Source organism: Streptomyces johnsoniae (genome assembly GCF_031845565.1).
Lineage (GTDB): Bacteria > Actinomycetota > Actinomycetes > Streptomycetales > Streptomycetaceae > Streptomyces > Streptomyces johnsoniae.
This window is the reverse complement of sequence record NZ_JAVREV010000021.1, coordinates 1-16,529: the sequence shown is the minus strand read 5'-3', so window position 1 is coordinate 16,529 and position 16,529 is coordinate 1. Positions and strand designations below refer to the sequence as shown.

General features: G+C 71.0%; 16 protein-coding genes and 1 pseudogene. 5 read left to right on the top strand and 12 right to left on the bottom strand.

What is annotated here, in order from left to right:
* Positions 1 to 106 precede the first annotated feature (106 nt).
* Positions 107 to 853 (bottom strand): SGNH/GDSL hydrolase family protein, encoded by a 747-nt coding sequence (locus RM779_RS29065; RefSeq protein ID WP_311620770.1) that lies wholly within the window; start codon positions 851 to 853, stop codon positions 107 to 109.
* 197 nt (positions 854 to 1,050) lie between these two features.
* Here RM779_RS29065 and RM779_RS29060 point away from each other — a divergent pair, with 197 nt between their 5' ends.
* Positions 1,051 to 3,306: an MMPL family transporter gene (locus RM779_RS29060; protein ID WP_311620769.1), complete on the top strand. Its 2,256-nt coding sequence runs from the start codon at positions 1,051 to 1,053 to the stop codon at positions 3,304 to 3,306.
* 132 nt (positions 3,307 to 3,438) lie between these two features.
* Here the strand turns inward: RM779_RS29060 and RM779_RS29055 are convergent, their stop codons facing one another.
* The 6 genes from RM779_RS29055 to RM779_RS29030 all read right to left on the bottom strand — a co-directional run bounded on the left by RM779_RS29055 (position 3,439) and on the right by RM779_RS29030 (position 8,638).
* Entirely contained in the window at positions 3,439 to 4,518 is a 1,080-nt protein-coding gene (locus RM779_RS29055) for a cytochrome P450 family protein (RefSeq protein ID WP_311620768.1), read from the bottom strand.
* Between the two features lie 8 nt (positions 4,519 to 4,526).
* Entirely contained in the window at positions 4,527 to 5,882 is a 1,356-nt protein-coding gene (locus tag RM779_RS29050) for a cytochrome P450 (protein WP_311620767.1), read from the bottom strand.
* Entirely contained in the window at positions 5,879 to 6,478 is a 600-nt protein-coding gene (locus RM779_RS29045) for a GTP-binding protein (RefSeq protein WP_311620766.1), read from the bottom strand. The genes RM779_RS29050 and RM779_RS29045 overlap by 4 nt, the downstream gene beginning before the upstream one ends.
* Positions 6,456 to 6,803 (bottom strand): DUF742 domain-containing protein, encoded by a 348-nt coding sequence (locus RM779_RS29040; RefSeq protein ID WP_077061226.1) that lies wholly within the window; start codon positions 6,801 to 6,803, stop codon positions 6,456 to 6,458. Before RM779_RS29040 ends, RM779_RS29045 begins: the two co-directional genes overlap by 23 nt.
* 93 nt (positions 6,804 to 6,896) lie before the next feature.
* Positions 6,897 to 7,337, bottom strand: a complete 441-nt coding sequence (locus RM779_RS29035; protein ID WP_311620765.1) for a roadblock/LC7 domain-containing protein — start codon at positions 7,335 to 7,337, stop codon at positions 6,897 to 6,899.
* Positions 7,334 to 8,638, bottom strand: a complete 1,305-nt coding sequence (locus RM779_RS29030) for an ATP-binding protein (protein WP_311620764.1) — start codon at positions 8,636 to 8,638, stop codon at positions 7,334 to 7,336. Before RM779_RS29030 ends, RM779_RS29035 begins: the two co-directional genes overlap by 4 nt.
* A 280-nt stretch (positions 8,639 to 8,918) precedes the next feature.
* Here RM779_RS29030 and RM779_RS29025 point away from each other — a divergent pair, with 280 nt between their 5' ends.
* Positions 8,919 to 10,667: an ABC transporter ATP-binding protein gene (locus RM779_RS29025; RefSeq protein ID WP_311620763.1), complete on the top strand. Its 1,749-nt coding sequence runs from the start codon at positions 8,919 to 8,921 to the stop codon at positions 10,665 to 10,667.
* A 31-nt stretch (positions 10,668 to 10,698) separates the two neighbouring features.
* Positions 10,699 to 10,890, top strand: a pseudogene (locus RM779_RS29020) (MerR family DNA-binding transcriptional regulator); the annotation flags it as partial.
* A 7-nt stretch (positions 10,891 to 10,897) separates the two neighbouring features.
* On the opposite strand, the gene RM779_RS29015 reads toward RM779_RS29020, so the two are convergent.
* The 4 genes from RM779_RS29015 to RM779_RS29000 form a co-directional block, all read right to left on the bottom strand.
* The gene (locus tag RM779_RS29015) at positions 10,898 to 11,857 is read right to left on the bottom strand and encodes a hypothetical protein (RefSeq protein ID WP_311620762.1); all 960 of its coding nucleotides are present in this window, start codon (positions 11,855 to 11,857) and stop codon (positions 10,898 to 10,900) included.
* Between the two features lie 70 nt (positions 11,858 to 11,927).
* A complete protein-coding gene (locus tag RM779_RS29010; RefSeq protein ID WP_311620761.1) occupies positions 11,928 to 12,116 on the bottom strand; it encodes a DUF397 domain-containing protein in 189 nt (62 codons plus the stop codon).
* Positions 12,117 to 12,141: 25 nt separating this feature from the next.
* A complete protein-coding gene (locus tag RM779_RS29005) occupies positions 12,142 to 12,324 on the bottom strand; it encodes a DUF397 domain-containing protein (RefSeq protein WP_311620760.1) in 183 nt (60 codons plus the stop codon).
* The gene (locus RM779_RS29000; protein WP_311620759.1) at positions 12,321 to 13,112 is read right to left on the bottom strand and encodes a DUF5753 domain-containing protein; all 792 of its coding nucleotides are present in this window, start codon (positions 13,110 to 13,112) and stop codon (positions 12,321 to 12,323) included. The genes RM779_RS29005 and RM779_RS29000 overlap by 4 nt, the downstream gene beginning before the upstream one ends.
* 905 nt (positions 13,113 to 14,017) lie before the next feature.
* Here RM779_RS29000 and RM779_RS28995 point away from each other — a divergent pair.
* Positions 14,018 to 14,503, top strand: a complete 486-nt coding sequence (locus RM779_RS28995) for a pyridoxamine 5'-phosphate oxidase family protein (RefSeq protein ID WP_311620758.1) — start codon at positions 14,018 to 14,020, stop codon at positions 14,501 to 14,503.
* Between the two features lie 203 nt (positions 14,504 to 14,706).
* A complete protein-coding gene (locus RM779_RS28990) occupies positions 14,707 to 14,922 on the top strand; it encodes a DUF6243 family protein (RefSeq protein WP_311620757.1) in 216 nt (71 codons plus the stop codon).
* 77 nt (positions 14,923 to 14,999) lie between these two features.
* Here RM779_RS28990 and RM779_RS28985 read toward each other — a convergent pair.
* Positions 15,000 to 16,529, bottom strand: a 1,530-nt coding sequence (locus RM779_RS28985) for a chondroitinase-B domain-containing protein (protein ID WP_311620756.1), incomplete at its 5' end; no start/stop codon positions are given.

The following is a 16,529-nucleotide window of genomic DNA, read 5'->3' as shown; positions in this document are numbered from 1 at the left end:
CGGGCCCCGATCACCCGGAGCCGCGCCCGCAGCCCGCTCCCCCGCCGGCCCCGCCGCCGACCTGAGGCCGCCGACCTGAGGCCGCGGGCCGGCGGCGCGGGCCGCGTCAGGCCGTTCCGGCCAGTACCGCGGAGAGCGCGGGGAACCAGCGGTCGGCGATCTTCCTGGTGCCCGCGTCGTTCGGGTGGACGCCGTCCCCCGTGTCCGTCGCGGTCGAGAAACCGGTCCACTGGTCGACCACGACGACGGGTGACCGCGCCGTGCTCAACTCCGCCGCCCAGCCCGGGATCGCCGCGTTCAGGTCGATCACCCGCTGTCCGCACGCGCCGCACGAGCTGGGCGCCATCGGCAGGATCTGCGCCGCGAGGACGGTCACCTGCGGATTCTCGGCGCGCATCTGCCCGACGAGCGTGGTGTAGGCCGCGAGGATCGCGTCCGTCGAACGGTTGCTCCACACGTCGTTGGTGCCCAGGTGCATCAGCACCACGTCCGGCGAGGTCTGCGCCAGCCAGCCGGGCAGCTGGTTCTGATCGGCCATGTTGGTGGCCAGGATGCCGCCGTGGCCCTCGTGTTCGCCGTCGTAGGCGAACCCGCAGCCCTGCGGGGCCTGGGTGCCGACGAAGTCGATCCCGGTGTGTCCCGCCGCGGTCAGGTCCTGCCACAGCAGGGCGCGCCAGCAGCCGGGCGAGCCGGTGATCGAGTCGCCGAGCGGCATGATCCGCACCGGCTCGGCGGACTGGGCGGGCCTGGCCGCCAGGGTCAGGAAGACGGCGAGGAGAACGGACAGGACCAGGCCGGATCTCCGCGGCATGCGGATGAGCGCGGACATGAAGGTGGGCATGGGGATGGACATGGGGCTGCTCCAGGGCAGGTGGAAGTCCCGCCGGATGCGCGGGCCGTTCGGACAGCCCGTGCTCAGCCCCCTCTCCGGTGGCGAGGAATTTCTTCCCGCCGCGTCCTCGCGGTACTCCTCCCGATGTCACATCCGGCGCCCCCCGCTCCGTCCTGGCTTGCGGCGGACACACACCGCGATGCGAGGGAGATGGAACGATGCTGGCGAACCTCACCGGGCTCCTGCTGCGACGGCGCAGAGTGGTGCTCCTGGTCGCCGTCCTGCTCGCCCTGGTCGGCGGCGCCCTGAGCGCCACGCTGTTCGACAAGATGAAGGCGGGCGGGTTCGACGACCCCGGCGCCGAGTCGGGCCGGGCCGCCGACGTGCTCGCCGAGGACTTCGGCCGCGAGGACATGAACCTGGCCCTGCTGGTCAGGGCGCGGGGCAGTGTGGACGATCCCGCCACCGCCGCCGCGGGCGAGGAGCTGAGCCGCCGGCTGGCCGAGGAGGACGGCGTCGCCGAGGTCTTCTCCTACTGGCTGGCCGACCGCGCCCCGCAACTGCGCGCCGAGAACGGCGACAAGGCGCTGATCCTGGCCGCCGTCGAGGGCGACGACACCGAGGCGGGCGAGCGGCTCACCGAGCTGGAGCCCCACTTCGAGGGCGAGCAGGCCGGGGGCCTGCACGTGGAGATCGGCGGCACCGCCATGATCAACCGGGAGCTGGGCGAGCTGAGCGAACGGGACGCCGTGCGCGGCGAGATGCTCGCGTTCCCGATCCTGCTGGTGATCCTGGTGCTGATCTTCGGCAGCCTGGTCGCCGCCGCGCTGCCGCTCATCGTCGGCGCCCTCACCATCATGCTGTCGATGGGCATGATGTGGGCCCTGGCCGGCGTCACCGACCTGTCGGTCTTCGCCGTCAACGTCGTGACCCTGCTCGGCCTCGGCCTGGCCGTCGACTACAGCCTGCTGATGGTCAACCGCTACCGCGAGGAGCTGGCCGCCGGGCGCGAACCGGCCGCGGCCATCCGCGTCATGATGCTCTCCGCGGGCCGCACCGTCGTCTTCTCCGCCGTCACCGTCGCGGTGACCCTCGCCGGCCTCGCCTGGTTCCCGCTGCTGGCCCTGCGGTCCATGGCGTACGCGGGCATCGCCGTCGCCGTGCTGACCGCCGTCGTCACGCTGACCGTGCTGCCCGCGCTGCTGGCGCTGCTCGGGCCGCGCGTCGAGGCGGGCCGCCTCTTCCGGCGCCGCGGCGCGGCGGCGGCCGCCCCGGGCGCGGCCGGGGACGTGGCGAACGGCTTCTGGCACCGGCTGGCCTCGTTCGTCATGCGCCGCCCGGTCCCGGTGGCCACCCTCGGCGTCCTCGTCCTGCTGCTGCTCGGCAGCCCGTTCCTCGGCATCAAGATGGGCACCGCCGACGAGCGCGGCCTGCCGGAGTCCTCCGCCGGGCGGCAGGTCGCCGAGACGCTGCGCGCCGAGTTCGACTCCGGCGAGAGCCAGGCGCTGAACGTGGTGCTCCCCGGCACGCCCGCGGACTCCGGCGAGGTGCCCGCCTACGCCGCGGACATCTCCGCCCTGGCCGGCGTGGCCCGCGTCGACACCGTCACCGGCTCCTACGCGCAGGGCGCCGAGGCCGCGCCCCCAGGCGCGCGGCACGAGGACTTCGCCGCGCGGGACGGCGGGGGCGTTCACCTGTCCGTGGTGCCCGAGCCGAACGGCACCGCGGCCGGCGAGGAGCTGGTCCGCGAGATCAGGGACCTGCCCGCCCCCGGCGAGGCGCTGGTCGGCGGGCAGACGGCCGTCAACATGGACGGCATCGACAGCATCCTCGACCGCCTGCCGGTCGCCGGTCTTACCCTCGCCGTGACCATGGTGGTCCTGCTGTTCCTGCTCACCGGCAGCGTGCTGCTGCCCTTCCTCGCGATGCTGCTCAGCGGCCTCGGCCTGACCGCCACGTTCGGCGCCCTGGTGTGGGGATTCCAGGACGGGCACCTGTCGGGGCTGCTCGGGTTCACCACCACGGGCGATGTCGTCGGCACGGTGCCGGTGCTGCTGTTCGCCGTCGCGTTCGCGCTCGGCATGGACTACCAGGTGTTCATGCTGTCCCGCATCCGGGAGGAGTACGAGCACACCGGCGACCCGACGGCCGCGGTCGCCGTGGGGCTCGAACGCATCGGGCGCATCGTCACCGCCGCGGCGGCGGCGCTGTCCGTGGTGTTCCTCGCGTTCCTCATCTCCGACATCTCGTTCATGATGGCGATGGGCGTCGGGCTGCCGCTGGCGGTGCTGATGGACGCGACGCTCATCCGCGGCGTGCTGCTGCCCGCCACGATGCGGCTCGGCGGGCGCGCGATCTGGTGGCTGCCGCCGGGACTTCGGCGCGTGCACCGGCGGTTCGGGCTGCACGAGCACGTGCCGCCGCCCGCCACGGACGCCGGGGACGCCGGGGAACGGGTCCGCGCCGACCGGTGAACGCGCGCCGCGCCACGCCGCTCCGGCGTGGCGTGGCGCGGCGTGGCGCGGCGCGGCGCGGCGCGGCGCGGCGCGGCGCGGCGCGGCGCGGCGCGGCGCGGCGCGGCGCGGCGCGGCGCGGCGCGGCGTGGCTCAGCCGGCGACCCGTTCGCGGACCAGGTGGACCGGCAGGATCTCGGGGCCGTGGGAGATGAAGGACTCGATGGGCGGCGGCGTGGGTTCGGCCAGCTCCATCGAGGGAAAACGGTCGAACAGGGCGGGCAGCGCGGCCCGCGCCTCCATCCGGGCGAGCGGCGCGCCCAGGCAGTAGTGGACGCCGTGGCCGAAGGCCAGGTGGTCGCGGGTGGGGCGGGTGATGTCGAACGTGGCCGCGTCGGGCCCGTGCTGCGCGGGGTCGGTGCCCGCGGCGGCGAACACGGCGAGTATCGCCTCACCGGTGCCGATGGTGACGTCGTCGTCCAGCTCTATCGGCTCGGTCGCGTACCGCAGCGGGAGGCTTGCGACCGAGGGGGCCCACCGCAGCGTCTCCTCGATCACCGCGTCCCAGCTCGCGCGGCCCGAGCGGACCAGCTCCAGCTGGTCGGGGTGGGCCAGCAGGCCCCTGACGGCGTTGGCCAGCAGATTGACCGTGGTCTCGTGTCCGGCGGACAGGACAAGCAGCAGCGTGTCGAGCAGCTCCTGCTCGGAGAGCCGGTCGTTCCCGTCCCTGGCCTCGATCAGCGCGGTCGCCAGATCGTCGTCCGGCTCGGCGCGCTTGAGGGCGGCCAGTTCGCTGAGTATCTCGTACAGCTGCCGGTAGTTGGCGGCGGCCTCCTCGGGCGGCACCGAGGTCCTGAATATGCTGTCCATCGTCCGCAGCATCCCGGGCTGGAGGTGGGCGGGCACCCCGTACAGCTCGCATATCACGCGTATCGGCAGCGGCTGGGCGAACGCGGCCCGCAGATCGAGCGGCTGCCCCGCGGGCGCGGCGGCCATGGTGTCGAGCAGGTCGCGGGTGAGGGAGTCGATGCGCGGGGCGAGGGCGCGGGTGCGGCGGGCGGTGAAGGCCGGTGCGACCAGCTTGCGCAGCCGCGTGTGGTCCATCCCGTAGGCGGTGAACATGTTCTGCACGGCGACCCAGGTGTACAGCGGCCAGGTCTCCGGTATCCGGCCGGCTATGAACTCGGGCCAGTGCTTGCGCGCGTCCTTCGAGACCCGCGGGTCGGTCAGCAACCGCTTGATCAGGGCGTGGCTGGTGATGGCCCACGCTTCGACGTCGCCGGGGAGTAAGACACGGACGGCCGGTCCTGCCTCCCGGAGACGGGCTGCTTCGCCGGGGACGTCTCTTCCGGTGGGGTCGAGGACGAACGGCTGACGGTCCATGGACTGGTTCCCTTCTGATCGGGCGCGATCGGTGTGAAGACGGCGGGAAGCTCGGTGAGCGCCCGGTGGAAAGGACCGGGGCGCCAGGTGAGCTGGTCAAAGGGAACGGTGAGCCGGATGTCGCACAGCCACGACGTGAGCCGGTCGATCGCGGTGGTGGCGATCAGCACGGCCGGCTGCTGCGCCGGGCAGGCGTGCGGCCCCGCGGCGAAGGCCAGGTGGGCGCCGGAGTCGGAACGCGGCCCCGGCGGCAGGTCGGCGGGCGCGGTGTTGGCCGCGGCGTAGGAGACGAGCACCGGCGTACCGGCCGGAATCCAGGTGCCGTGCAGGTCGACGTCGCGCCGCGGGTAGTGCGCCGAATAGTTCGCCACCGGCGGGTCGTTCCACAGCACGTCGGTGATGGCGTCGGTGACGGTCAGCGCGCCGCTGGAGACCGTGCGGTAGTAGCGGGGGTCGGACAGCATCCGGGCCAGGGCGTTGCCCATCAGGTTGGTGAGCGGGTCGTAGCCGGCGGCAAGGGTCGTCACCAGCTGGCCGATCACCTCCTCCTCGCTCAGCTCCACCGGGTGGTCGATCAGCCAGGAGGTGAAGTCCGGGCCGGGCTTCTCCCGCTTGGCCGCGACGAGTTCGGCCAGCAGGTGGCCGAACTCGTCGTTCGCCTGGTGCGCCTCCTCCGGCGAGTGCGCGTCGAACATGCCGTGCGCCGCGGCCACCAGACGCGGGCTCGCGGCCTCGGAGACGCCGAACACGCCGCTGAAGATGAGCAGCGGCAGCACGCGGACGTACTCGCTGATCAGGTCCACCTCGCCGCGGTCGGCGAAGCCGCTGATCAGCGAGTCGGCGGACCGGTGCACCAGGTCGCGCAGCTCGTGCGGCTCGATCAGCGCCAGGCTGTCGGTCGTGGCGCGGCGGTAACGGGCGTGCACCTCGCCGTCGTTGAACAGCGCGTTGGCGCGCCACATCAGCATCGGCAGCAACTGGCTGTCCGCCGGGAGGGTGTGCTGCCACACCCGCGGGTCCTTGGAGTAGGTGTCGGTGTCGTGCAGCACCTCAAGTGCCGCCCGGTAGCTGGTCACCAGCGTCGCGCGGACTCCGGGCGCGAGTTCGACGGGCGCGCAGGCGCCGTACGCGCGCAGCTTCGCGTAGACGGTGTGCGGATCGCCTGCGAACTCGGGTCCGTACATCGGCACCGGCTGCATGGGGTCGGTGGTCACGACTGCTCCAGGGCGGGGAGTTTCATCACATGCTCGGCGAGCGCGAGCAGCGCGTTCAGCGACGTGCCGCGGTCGCGGGCGTCGCAGCTGACCAGCGGGGTCTCGGGGGCCAGGTCGAGGGCCTGCCGCAGGTCCTCGTCGGGGTAGTCGGGCGAGTCGGGAAAGTCGTTCAGGGCCACCGCGTACGGAATGCCCTGCTCCTCGATCATGCCCATCACTTCGAAGGAATCCCCTATGCGGCGGGTATCCGCGAGGATCAGCGCGCCGAGCGCGCCGTGCGTCAGGTCCTCCCACAGCGCGTGGAAGCGCTTCTGACCCGGGGTGCCGAACAGGCACAGCGCGAGGTCGTCGCCGAGCGAGATGCGGCCGTAGTCGAGACCGACGGTGGTGGTGGTCTTGTCCCTGACTCCGTGCAGGTGGTCGACGACGGCCCCGGTGGCCGTCATGACCTCCTCGGTCTTCAGCGGCGGGATCTCCGACAGGGTGCGGATGATGGTGGTCTTGCCGACGCCGAACGGGCCGCTCACGATGACCTTGACCAACTGCTGGTCAGGGTTGCGCAGATAAATACCTCTACTGGAGGGCGCGGAGTCCACGGATCACCCTTTCAAGGAGTTGCTTGTCCGGCTGCTCACCGGCGGGGACCGCGGTGGGCGCCCGCACGATCAACAGCCCCTGGTCGAAGAGGTCACTGGCGAGGACTTTGACGAAGCTCACGGGCAGGGACAGGTGGGCGGCCACTTCCGCCAGCGGGAGGGCACCCGCCTGAAGAATCTCCATCACCCGCTGCCCGGCCGGCGTCACGTCGCCCGGGATCTCCTCGATGGCGCACCGCAGCACGGTCAGCCGGTCCAGAACGTTCCGGCTCGGACGCGTTCTGCCGCCGGTCCACACATAGGGCGGAATCAGCCGCCGGTTCATCGAAACTCCCTTGCGTGAAGGCACACGCAGCGGTCAACGAGCTGCCCGGCGGAGGGCGTCGCCCCTGGGGCGCCGTCCGGTCCGCCGGACCGGTCAGCCGTCGCTGCCGGCCGGAGCCCTGCCGACGTCGCCCCTGGGAGGGCTGACCATCGCCTTGCCCAGGGTCTGCACCTGCTTCTGCATCTCGTACGAAACGTTGTCCATCGCCACCCCGGGGCCCGTGAACACCGCGAGGTAGGTGCCCTCGCCCGCCGGGATCACGAACACGTACCCGTCGTACGTCTCGACCATCACCTGCCGCAGCAGCGAATCGCCGCCGTAGTACGTGTGGCTGGTGCCGCGCCCCGAGGCCAGCAGGGACGCCAGGACCGCGGACAGCTTCTCGGCGGTCTCCGTGTCGAGACCCGAGTGGGCCTCGTAGAAACCGTCCGCGGTGATCACCATGGCGTGCTGGACATCCGGCACCTCAAGGATGGGCGTAAGGACGAAGGAGAGGTCCACTTTGGGCTTGGTGACGGGGACTCGGGCGTTCATCGGCTATCCCTTTCAGAGTCGTGCTCGGGGGCGCTGCCTGGCTCCGCGGCCCGTCCCCTGGCGGTCCCACGCTGGAGCGCGCCCATGCGTGCCGCGGCCTCGTCCGGATCGCGGAACGCGCGGTTCGCCGGGCCGCCCACGCCGCCGGAGGCGGCGGGAGCCGGGTCGGACGCGCGGCGGTTGCGCCGCTGCGGCAGGGCCGGCGGGTCGTCCGCTGCCGCCGCCGGGGCGGGGGCCACGGCCGGGCCCGCGGGCGCGGGGCGCGACACGGGCGCGGGGATCGGCGGCTCCTCGGTCACCGGGGTCAGCAGCTCGCTGGGGATGAACACCACGGCCTTGACTCCGGCGTAGTGCGAGGGCTCCACGGACACCGCGACGCCGTACTGCCGGCACATCTCGCCGATCGCCGCGAACCCCGAGCGCGGCGGGTCGCCCAGCTCCGCCAGGTGGATGTCCTCCTTGCCCGACAGCAGGCGGCGGGCCCGCCCGAACTCGTCGGCGTTCATGCCGATGCCCGCGTCGTTGATGACGACCACGGCACCGTTGTGCGCCTGGTGGAGCGACACCTCCACCGGCAGCGAGCCGTGCGAGTGGTGCACCGCGTTCGCCATCAGTTCGGCGATGACGATCGCCACCGGCTCGGCCGCGCGGTCCGCGACGGCCACCGGCTCCGGCAGGTGGTCGACGATCTGCACCCGTTCGTAGCTCGGGATGCGGGAACTGGCGCCCATGACCAGCGCGCGCAGCGGCGAGGCGGTGCGCACCAGGCCCGCGCCCGCGCCGCAGACGACGCGGGTGACCTGGAGGCGGCGCAGGATCTGCTCGTTCAGGTAGTCGAGCCCCGCCAGCTTCTCCGCCAGCTCGGGATCGTCGTACTTGTGCAGCATGTCGTCGACGGTCGTCTGGAGTTGGTAGCACATGGTCTGGAGTTTGGTCGTCGCCCCGCGCATGGCCGCCTGCGCCGCGCCGTCCACGCGCCGCCGCTCCCCCAGAACGGCCGATGACACCCCTGCGAGTACCAACTCGAACGCCTTGCCGCCCGGCCCGTCGAGCAGCTCGGGGTAACGGGCCGCCGGCACCCTGACGTGCGGGTGCCGCAACGCCTTGGCCATCGCGGGCAGCCGGTTCTCCGCCAGGTGCGCCGCCTCCTCGGCGATCAGCCGCTCGCGGCGCGCGGCCTCGGCCAGCCGGTCGCGCAGGGCGGCCACTTCGGCGTCGGCATCCGCCGTCCTGCGCCGCATCTCCACGTCCAGCCGTCGCTGGCTTCGTTGCTGCCGCAACCACAGTGCGGCAAACAGCACGGCCGACGTAGTGCCGGCCACCAGACAGACGGCCAACGCCGCCGGTATCTCCATCGCACCCACCCAAAAGGTGTCGGCTACCCACAAATTGAACATATCCGCGGCGGGGAAAGGCACATCAGGGCACGGCGACCTGCCCGCACCGTGCCCGACCATGCACAGCAACCGGCAGCCAACCTGTGCCAGTTGCAAGCACCGCTCCAGCGGCAGGCCAGAGTCAAGCAGGCGGAACGTCACTCCGCAAGCCGCACTGGTGACCAAGCGTGGGTAGGGTGAACGCGTGTCCACCCCTCCCGCTTCCGCCCCGCCCTGGCGTGTCCTCCTGGCCTACGTCCGACCGCACCGCAAGGCGCTGGTGGCGGGCGCCCTGCTCTCCCTGGCCACCGGCGCCACCGGCCTCGCCCTGCCGCTCGTCGCCCAGGAGCTGATCGGCGACCTGTCGGCGGACCGTTCCATCTCCGGCGCGCTCATGCTGCTCAGCCTGCTCGTCGTCGCGAACGCGGGCATCGGCGCGCTCGGCGGCTACGTGCTCCAGCGCACCGCCGAATCGGTGGTGCTGACCGCCCGCCACTCCCTCACCTCCGCCCTGCTGCGGCTGCGGATCTCCGCCGTGGACGCCGTCGAGCCCGGCGACCTGCTGGCGCGCGCCACCTCCGACACCACGCTGCTGCGCGCGATGACCACCAACTCGCTGATCGGCTTCGGCACCGGAGGCCTCACCCTGGTCGGCACCCTGCTGATGATGGGCCTGGTCGACCCGGTGCTGCTCGCGGTGACCGTCGGCGTCATAGCCGTCGCCTCCCTGGTGATCGGCGGCATCGTCCCGCTGATCAACCGGGCGGGCAAGCGCGCACAGGAGTCCGTGGGGCGCATGGGAGCAGCTCTGGAGCGCGCACTCGGCGCCCTGCGCACCGTAAAGGCGTCGGGTGCCGAGCGGCGCGAACGGGACGCGGTGCACCGCGCGGCCGAGGAGTCCTGGCGGGAGAGCGTGCGCGCCGCCAAATGGCAGGCGCTCGCCGGGAACACGGCCGGTCTTTCCACACAGGTCGCGTTCATCACCGTGCTCGCCGTCGGCGGCGCCCGGGTGTCGACCGGCGCGATCGACGTCGGCGCGCTTGTCGCGTTCCTCCTGTACGTCTTCTATCTGATGTCGCCGATCCAGCAGCTCGTCACGGCCGTCGCGCAGTACCAGCTCGGCTCCGCGGCGATCAGCCGCATCCAGGAAGTGCAGGCCCTGCCGGGCGAGCCCGACCGGCCCCCGGCCCCCCTGCCCACGCCCGGCGCCGAGCCCGCGGCCGTCACCTTCGAGAACGTGCGCTTCCGCTACTCCCCCGAACTGCCGTACATCCACCACGGGGTGACGTTCGCCGTGCCGCCGCGCGGCATGACCGCGTTCGTCGGCCCGTCAGGCGCGGGCAAGACGACGGTCTTCTCCCTCATCGAGCGGTTCTACGACCCCGTCGAGGGCCGGGTCCTGCTCGACGGCCTGGACATCGCCGAGTGGGACGTCGCCGCGCTGCGCGCCGCGATCGGCTACGTCGAGCAGGACGCCCCCGTGCTCTCCGGCACGCTGCGCGACAACCTGCTCTTCGGCGCGCCCGACGCGGACGAGGCGGCGGTCACCGCCGTCCTCGCCACCACCCGCCTCGAAACGCTGGTGACACGGCTGCCAGAAGGGCTCGACACCGTCGTCGGCCACCGCGGCACCAAACTGTCCGGCGGCGAGCGGCAGCGCGTCGCCATCGCACGGGCCCTGCTGCGCCGCCCGCGGCTGCTGCTGCTCGACGAGGCGACGTCCCAGCTGGACGCGGTGAACGAGGCGGCGCTTCGCGACACGGTCGCGGCCGTCGCGCGCGAAACCACCGTGCTGGTCGTGGCACACCGGCTGTCGACGGTCACCACCGCCGACCGCATCGTGGTGATGGACAACGGCCGGGTGCTCGCCGTCGGCACGCACACCGAACTGGTCAACGGCAGCCCGCTGTACGCCGAACTGGCCGCCACCCAGTTCCTCGCCACCGTCGAATGAGCACCCTTCCGGGCGACGGGCGGGATCGCTCGCCCACGCGGCCGGGGTGACCACGAAGACGGTCAGGTTCTACAAACGGAAGGGACTCCTGCCCGAGCCGCCCCGCACCCCGTCGGGCTACCGCGACTACCCGCCGGAGAGCGCGGACCGCCTCGTGTTCATACGCGGCGCCCAGGCCGCGGGGCTGCGCCTCGCCGCGGCCGTTGTGCCCCCGCCGCCTTGAGGCGCGGTCAGTCGCTCTCGGCGGGGAACGGCCGCAGGCTGTTCATGATCTGGCCGATCGTCTCCTCGTCCAGCGCCTCGGGAACGCCGACGTCCGCGACGAGCACCCAGGTCGCGAGGTCGTTGTCGGGGTCGAGGTACGAGACCGTCGTCACCCGGCCGGCCGGCGGACCGCACGGGCTGTCCTCGCCCTGCGGCAGCCCGGTGACCGTCGCCGTCACGGTGTGCCCCACCAGGCCGTGTTCGCTCTCGAACGGCTCCGGCTCGCCCACCTCCACCTCGGCCTCGTGCGTACCCGCCCAGGCCGCGAGCGCGAAGCGCTCCGCGTCCGCCGCCGCGGCCTCCTCGGTACCGGTGTAGCCCTGCCCGCCCCGCGTCCCGGCCATCGCCCGATCGCTGAGGTACTCGGCCTCCGCGCAGTAGGCGTTCAGGTAGACGGCCGGTGCCATGACCCCGATCGTCATCTCGCCCGTCGGCTCCTCGCCCGGCACCTCCTGCTCGTAGCCGCGCGCGGTGCTCGCGCTCTCGATCTCCCAGTCCTCTGGGGGCACGTCGAACGCGTTGTTGCGGTCCTCGTTCGTCTGCACCTGCCAGTCGGGCGCGACGACGGGATCGGGCTGCTCGACGACCCCCTGCCGTGGATCGTCCGGCGCCGCGGGCCGCTCGGTCTCCTCCGCGGACGGGCTCTGCTCGCCTCCGGCCTCCGGCTCCCCATCGTCCCCGGCGACGACGAAGACCCTGCCGAGGACCCCCGCCACCACCAGGACCACCACGGCCGCCACGGCGATCACCGTCCGCCGCCGACCGCCACCCCCGCCCGGCGGCGGCACGGGCGGCGGCGTATCACCCGCCGCCTGCCACGGCCCACCGGGCTGCTCGGCGCGGTACGGGTTGTTCTGCTGATATCCCGGCTGCTGATAGGGGTTCGACCAAGACTCGCCCCCCGGCTGCTGCTCTCCTGGCCTCATGCCGCGACCCTAAAACCTCACCCCCACCCCACGCCATGCGGCCCACCCCCGCGGTACGAAGGTGTGACGTTCAGCGCCCGATACCTCGCACGAACACCCGCCACGCCCCGGCCGGAACGACGACAACAGGCCCCGGATTCTTGCTGTCCCGCACAGGAACCACCCCGGCGACCCCATCAGCCACCTCGACGCAGTCCCCGCCATCCATGTTGCTGTAACTCGACTTCCGCCACCTGACACCACTCAGATCAACTCGCATGACAGACACCGTTCCGCTCGAAGACTTACGGATTCAATCCGACACCCTGGACGAACGCCCGCCAGGCCCCCGCCGACACAACGACAACCGGCCCCGGACGCTTACTGTCCCGCACAGGAACCACCCCGGCGACCCCATCGGCCACCTCGACGCAGTTCCCGCCGTCCATGTTGCTGTAACTCGACTTCCGCCACCTGACAACGCTCACGACGGCTTGTACTCCTCCATGATGCGCCGGATCAACTGAGCCGACTCCTTCGGTGACAGCGCGTACGCCCTGAGCGCATCGTAAAGCCGCCTGCGTCGCTCGACCAGTTCCGCATCCTCGTGCAGATAACCGGAGTTGCGCCCCTCCTCCCAGGCGACCGCCCTGCCGTCGCGCATCCGGAGGAGAGTGAGCGGCCCTTCCATCAGGGCGTGACCGCCGTGCGCAAAGGGCAGGACCTGAAGCGCCGAGGCCGAGTCGTCCCCGAGCAGCAGCAGACGCGCAAGCTGGCCCCGCATGATGCGCGGGCCGCCGACCGGGCGGCGCAGGACCGCCTCATCCAGAATCGCCCACACACGAAGAGATCCCGCCCCTTCAAGCCGCTCCTGCCGGAGCATGCGAGCCGCCAACCGTTCCTCGAGCACCTCCGGGGCGACATCCGGCGCGTATCCGAAGAAAGCCCGTGCGTACTCCTTCGTCTGAAGCAGGCCGGGCACCGCCTGCGTGGCGTAGTACTCGATGACTTGGGCGTTCTCCTCATAGCCCATGAAGCGCCGGTACTGGTCCGGATGCAACTCCCGGCGGACCAGGGCATGAAGTCGCACGAAGTGCCCGTTGGTGCCGAAGAGCCGGTCGAACTCCTCCGACAGGCCCGGCAGGGCCATGGACTCGGCCGTCTCGATCCTCGCCAGCTGGCTCTTGCTGCACGGCACTTCCCCGGCCAGCTTCGCCAGCGACAGATCCGCGTGCTCGCGGTGCCGCCGCAAGTCGAAACCGTACAGGTGCCGCACGGACCGCTCAGGACTCAACTCGCCCGCTTCGAATGTCATATGCCTCCCCGTCCCTGCCGCCGCCCGGGACGGACGACCCCTGCCCCGAACCGATACCGGAGCGCGACGATAGGACTACAGCAGGCAATCGGGAAGGCGCAAGAGGATGCCCGGCAACTGCAAAGCGGGCCTCACACGAAGACTCCCGGTGGGTTCCAACTATCAGGAGACACCGTGTTCGGAATGCGCCCGGCCACAGCCGATGACATTCCCGCCGTTGAAGAAATGATCCTCGTCCGCTCCAACTGGCTGGAGGAACGCGGGCTTCCGAGCTGGCGGGAGAACGCGGCCGAGATACAACGAGACCCAGGGCTTCAAGCTCCTGCACGAAGTACAGCGCACGCACACCAAGGTCTACCTGATGAGCCGCCGAGCCGAGCGCATCGATGACATGGAAGAGAGGTTCCGAGCGCTGTAGTCCCGACGAACCCTGGTCGAAGGCGGTCCTCAATGCCGCTGTGCACTGGGCAGAGCATCGTGGCCTGTCCTCTACCTGACGCGGCCGGGGCCGGCGGGGGGAAAGCGGCCGCCTTCGGGGAGAAGAAACCGTTGACACGCAGGCTCGCCGGCCTCGGGCTGAGCACGGACGTCACCGAATCCCGAGAGCGGGAGTCGTTCGCGGAGGCCGTTCAGCGACACGCTCACCACGATCGCGCGCCCCTTGCTCGCCGAGGGGGCGTACCGCGAGGACGGAGACCTGCTCGAAGTCCTGGACCTCCACTTCGCCACTCGGTCTTGTCTGTAGGCACGAATACCGTGGGCGAGTCGACGGTGATGCGGCCGCGGGTGTCGAGAGCGTGCCGGCGTCTCCGTCCCAGGGACATGGCGGCCGCGCGCGGCCGCACGACAGCAGAGGACGACGACTCATGGACCCCGAGCAGATCGCACAGGAGCTGGCCGACGCCCACGAGCTGTTGAGCCAGGCGTCAATGGCGCGGCTGGCATACAACGGACTCGACGGGCGGCCACGCGTCATCCCGATCGGTATCTTCTGGACCGGTGACGAGATCGTCATGTCCACCGCGGCCACGGCGCCCAAGGTAGAAGCGCTGTCCGCCCGCCCCGAGGTTGCCCTGACCATCGACGCCGGCGACAGCCCTGGCTCGGCCAAGACACTGTCGGTGCGCGGCGTCGTACACCTCACCATCGTCGACGGGGTGGTTCCGGAGTACCTCGCGGCCGCGCGGAAGAACTTCGACGCCGAGTACGCGGCCGAGTTCGAGCGGAACTGCCGGGCTATGTACGACCAGATGGCGCGTATCGCGGTCGAGCCGCAGTGGGCACGGTTCTACGACTTCGGTGCCGGCCGACTGCCGCATTTCCTCGCCGAACTCGCCAAGAAGTCGAGCTGACCGCGTCGCCACCGCTCCTGCCAGCCGTCGCCGGAGGGGCCAGCGGATGCTGGAGAACCTGAACGTCGTGGACGGGGGCCGGGGTGGCGTGGGGGAAAATCAGGTGCCGGGGGTTCGGGCTCGTGTTAAGGTCGTGCCATGTAGCGTCTGCCATCCTCACCGGCGTCTTCCGGACCACTTCTCATCAGGATGGAGAACTCTCCATGGCCAAGCGCCAGAACAACCTTCTCGGCGTAGGCGGGCAGCGCAAGAGGCTGTCCCGTGCCGACCGGCAGGGCTCTGCCCATGCGGGTACCGCGGACCGTGAGTCGGCCGCCGATCGGAAGCAGGAGCTGCTGCGCAAGATGCGCGAACGCTCCGAGGCGGCTCGGACGACTCCGGCGGTTGAGGCCGCCGAGCCCGCCGAGGACAACACTTAAAGCTGATCGTTTCACCGGGCGGCCGGGCCGGCGCAGCATGACTGCGCCGCCCCGGCCGCTTTGCCGTTCCGCTGCGCCTACTCGGCGTCCGGGCCGACGTCGGATGCGTTGAGGGGGGTTCGGGTGATGGTTGACGAGGAGTGTTCGTCCGCTCCGATGTCGGCGGTGCCGGTGCGGGGCTGGCCGTCGATGTCGTCGGTGACGAACGCGTGGTCGCCGGTGCCGGCGTCGATCGCCGGGCTGTCGGCGCCGATGTGCTGCACGGGGCCTTCGCCGCTGAGCAGCGGGTCGGCCGTCATGATGGCGGAGTCCGGTTCGCTGACGCCGACGGTCGCCGATCCGGTCGGCCAGGCGATGTTGCCGGCGTAGGTCATGTTCTCCGGCGTCATGAGTTCGTTGAACAGCTTGCCCTCGCTGCCGACGACCAGGTTGTCGGCGATGACCGTGTCGACGGGGGCGAGGTCGTAGTTGGCGCCGATCTCGATGTTCGAGGTGTTGTTGACGAAGGTGTTGTTCACCACGGTCGCCCGGTAGACACGGAAGTGTTCACTGAGCGCGCCGGAGGTGTCCACGTTGCCGCCGTCGATCTGGAGCGCCGCGTCGTAGCCGCTGCCGGTCAGGCCCTCGAAGTGGTTGTTGTAGATCGTGTGGTCCTGGCCGTAGATCCGGATGCCGCCGGTGCCCTCCTTCCCTTCGCCGAGGAAGAAGTTGCCGTAGAACTGGCCTTCGTTGCCGTGCCGTTGGGTCACGGTGCCCTGGGAGGCACGGAAGGTGTTGTAGCGGACGGTGTTGTTGTTGCTCTTCACGGAGATGATCTCCGGGTCACCGTCGCACTCCTCGAAGAGGTTGTGCTCGATGAGGGTGTGTCCGTCCGACTCGGAGATCGCGCTCTGACCGACCCGGATGGCCTCCATCTCGTTCTCCGCGCGGGGGCCGATGTTGCGGAAGTGGTTGTGGTCGATGCGATCGTGCTGGGACTGCTCGGTCTCCGATCCGTCGATGGTGATGAAGTTCCCCAGCTCGTGCTTCTCCTCGAACAGGTTGTGGTCGATCCGGTTGTGGTGGCTGTCCGCCCCGCCGATGAGGACCCACTTCAGGGACTCCTCCTCGGTGAGCCGGAAGTGGTTGCGGGTCAGGCGCACGTTGTTTGAGCTGGTGATCTTCAACGTGTCGCTGTTGGTCCACGTCAGGCCCTCGAACGTCACGTACGAGGAGTCCTCGATCTCCAGCTGCCCGTCGTTGATCTCCGCCTCGCCGCGGTTTGCCGCGACGACGGTGATGGGCTCGTCCTCCGTCCCGTGCTTGCCGCTCATACCGCTGATCTCGTACGCGCCGTCCGCGAGCACGATCCGGTCACCGGCCTGCGCGGCGTCGAACGCGTCCGCCAGCTCGTCCGAGTCCGAGACGTCGACAGTGCTGCCGGGGTTCGGGTCGGGGTTCTGCTCATCGTCGTCCCCGCCCCCGTCCTCGTCGCCGTCGCCGTGCGTGACGTTGAGGTCGTAGATCTCGACCTCGCCGTAGTTGTCGCCGCTGCACGGGGAGGAACGGTCGCAGTTGGCCTGCGTGTAGGCGCCGGCCTTGAAGTAGTTGCCGTCGCCGGAGTTCTC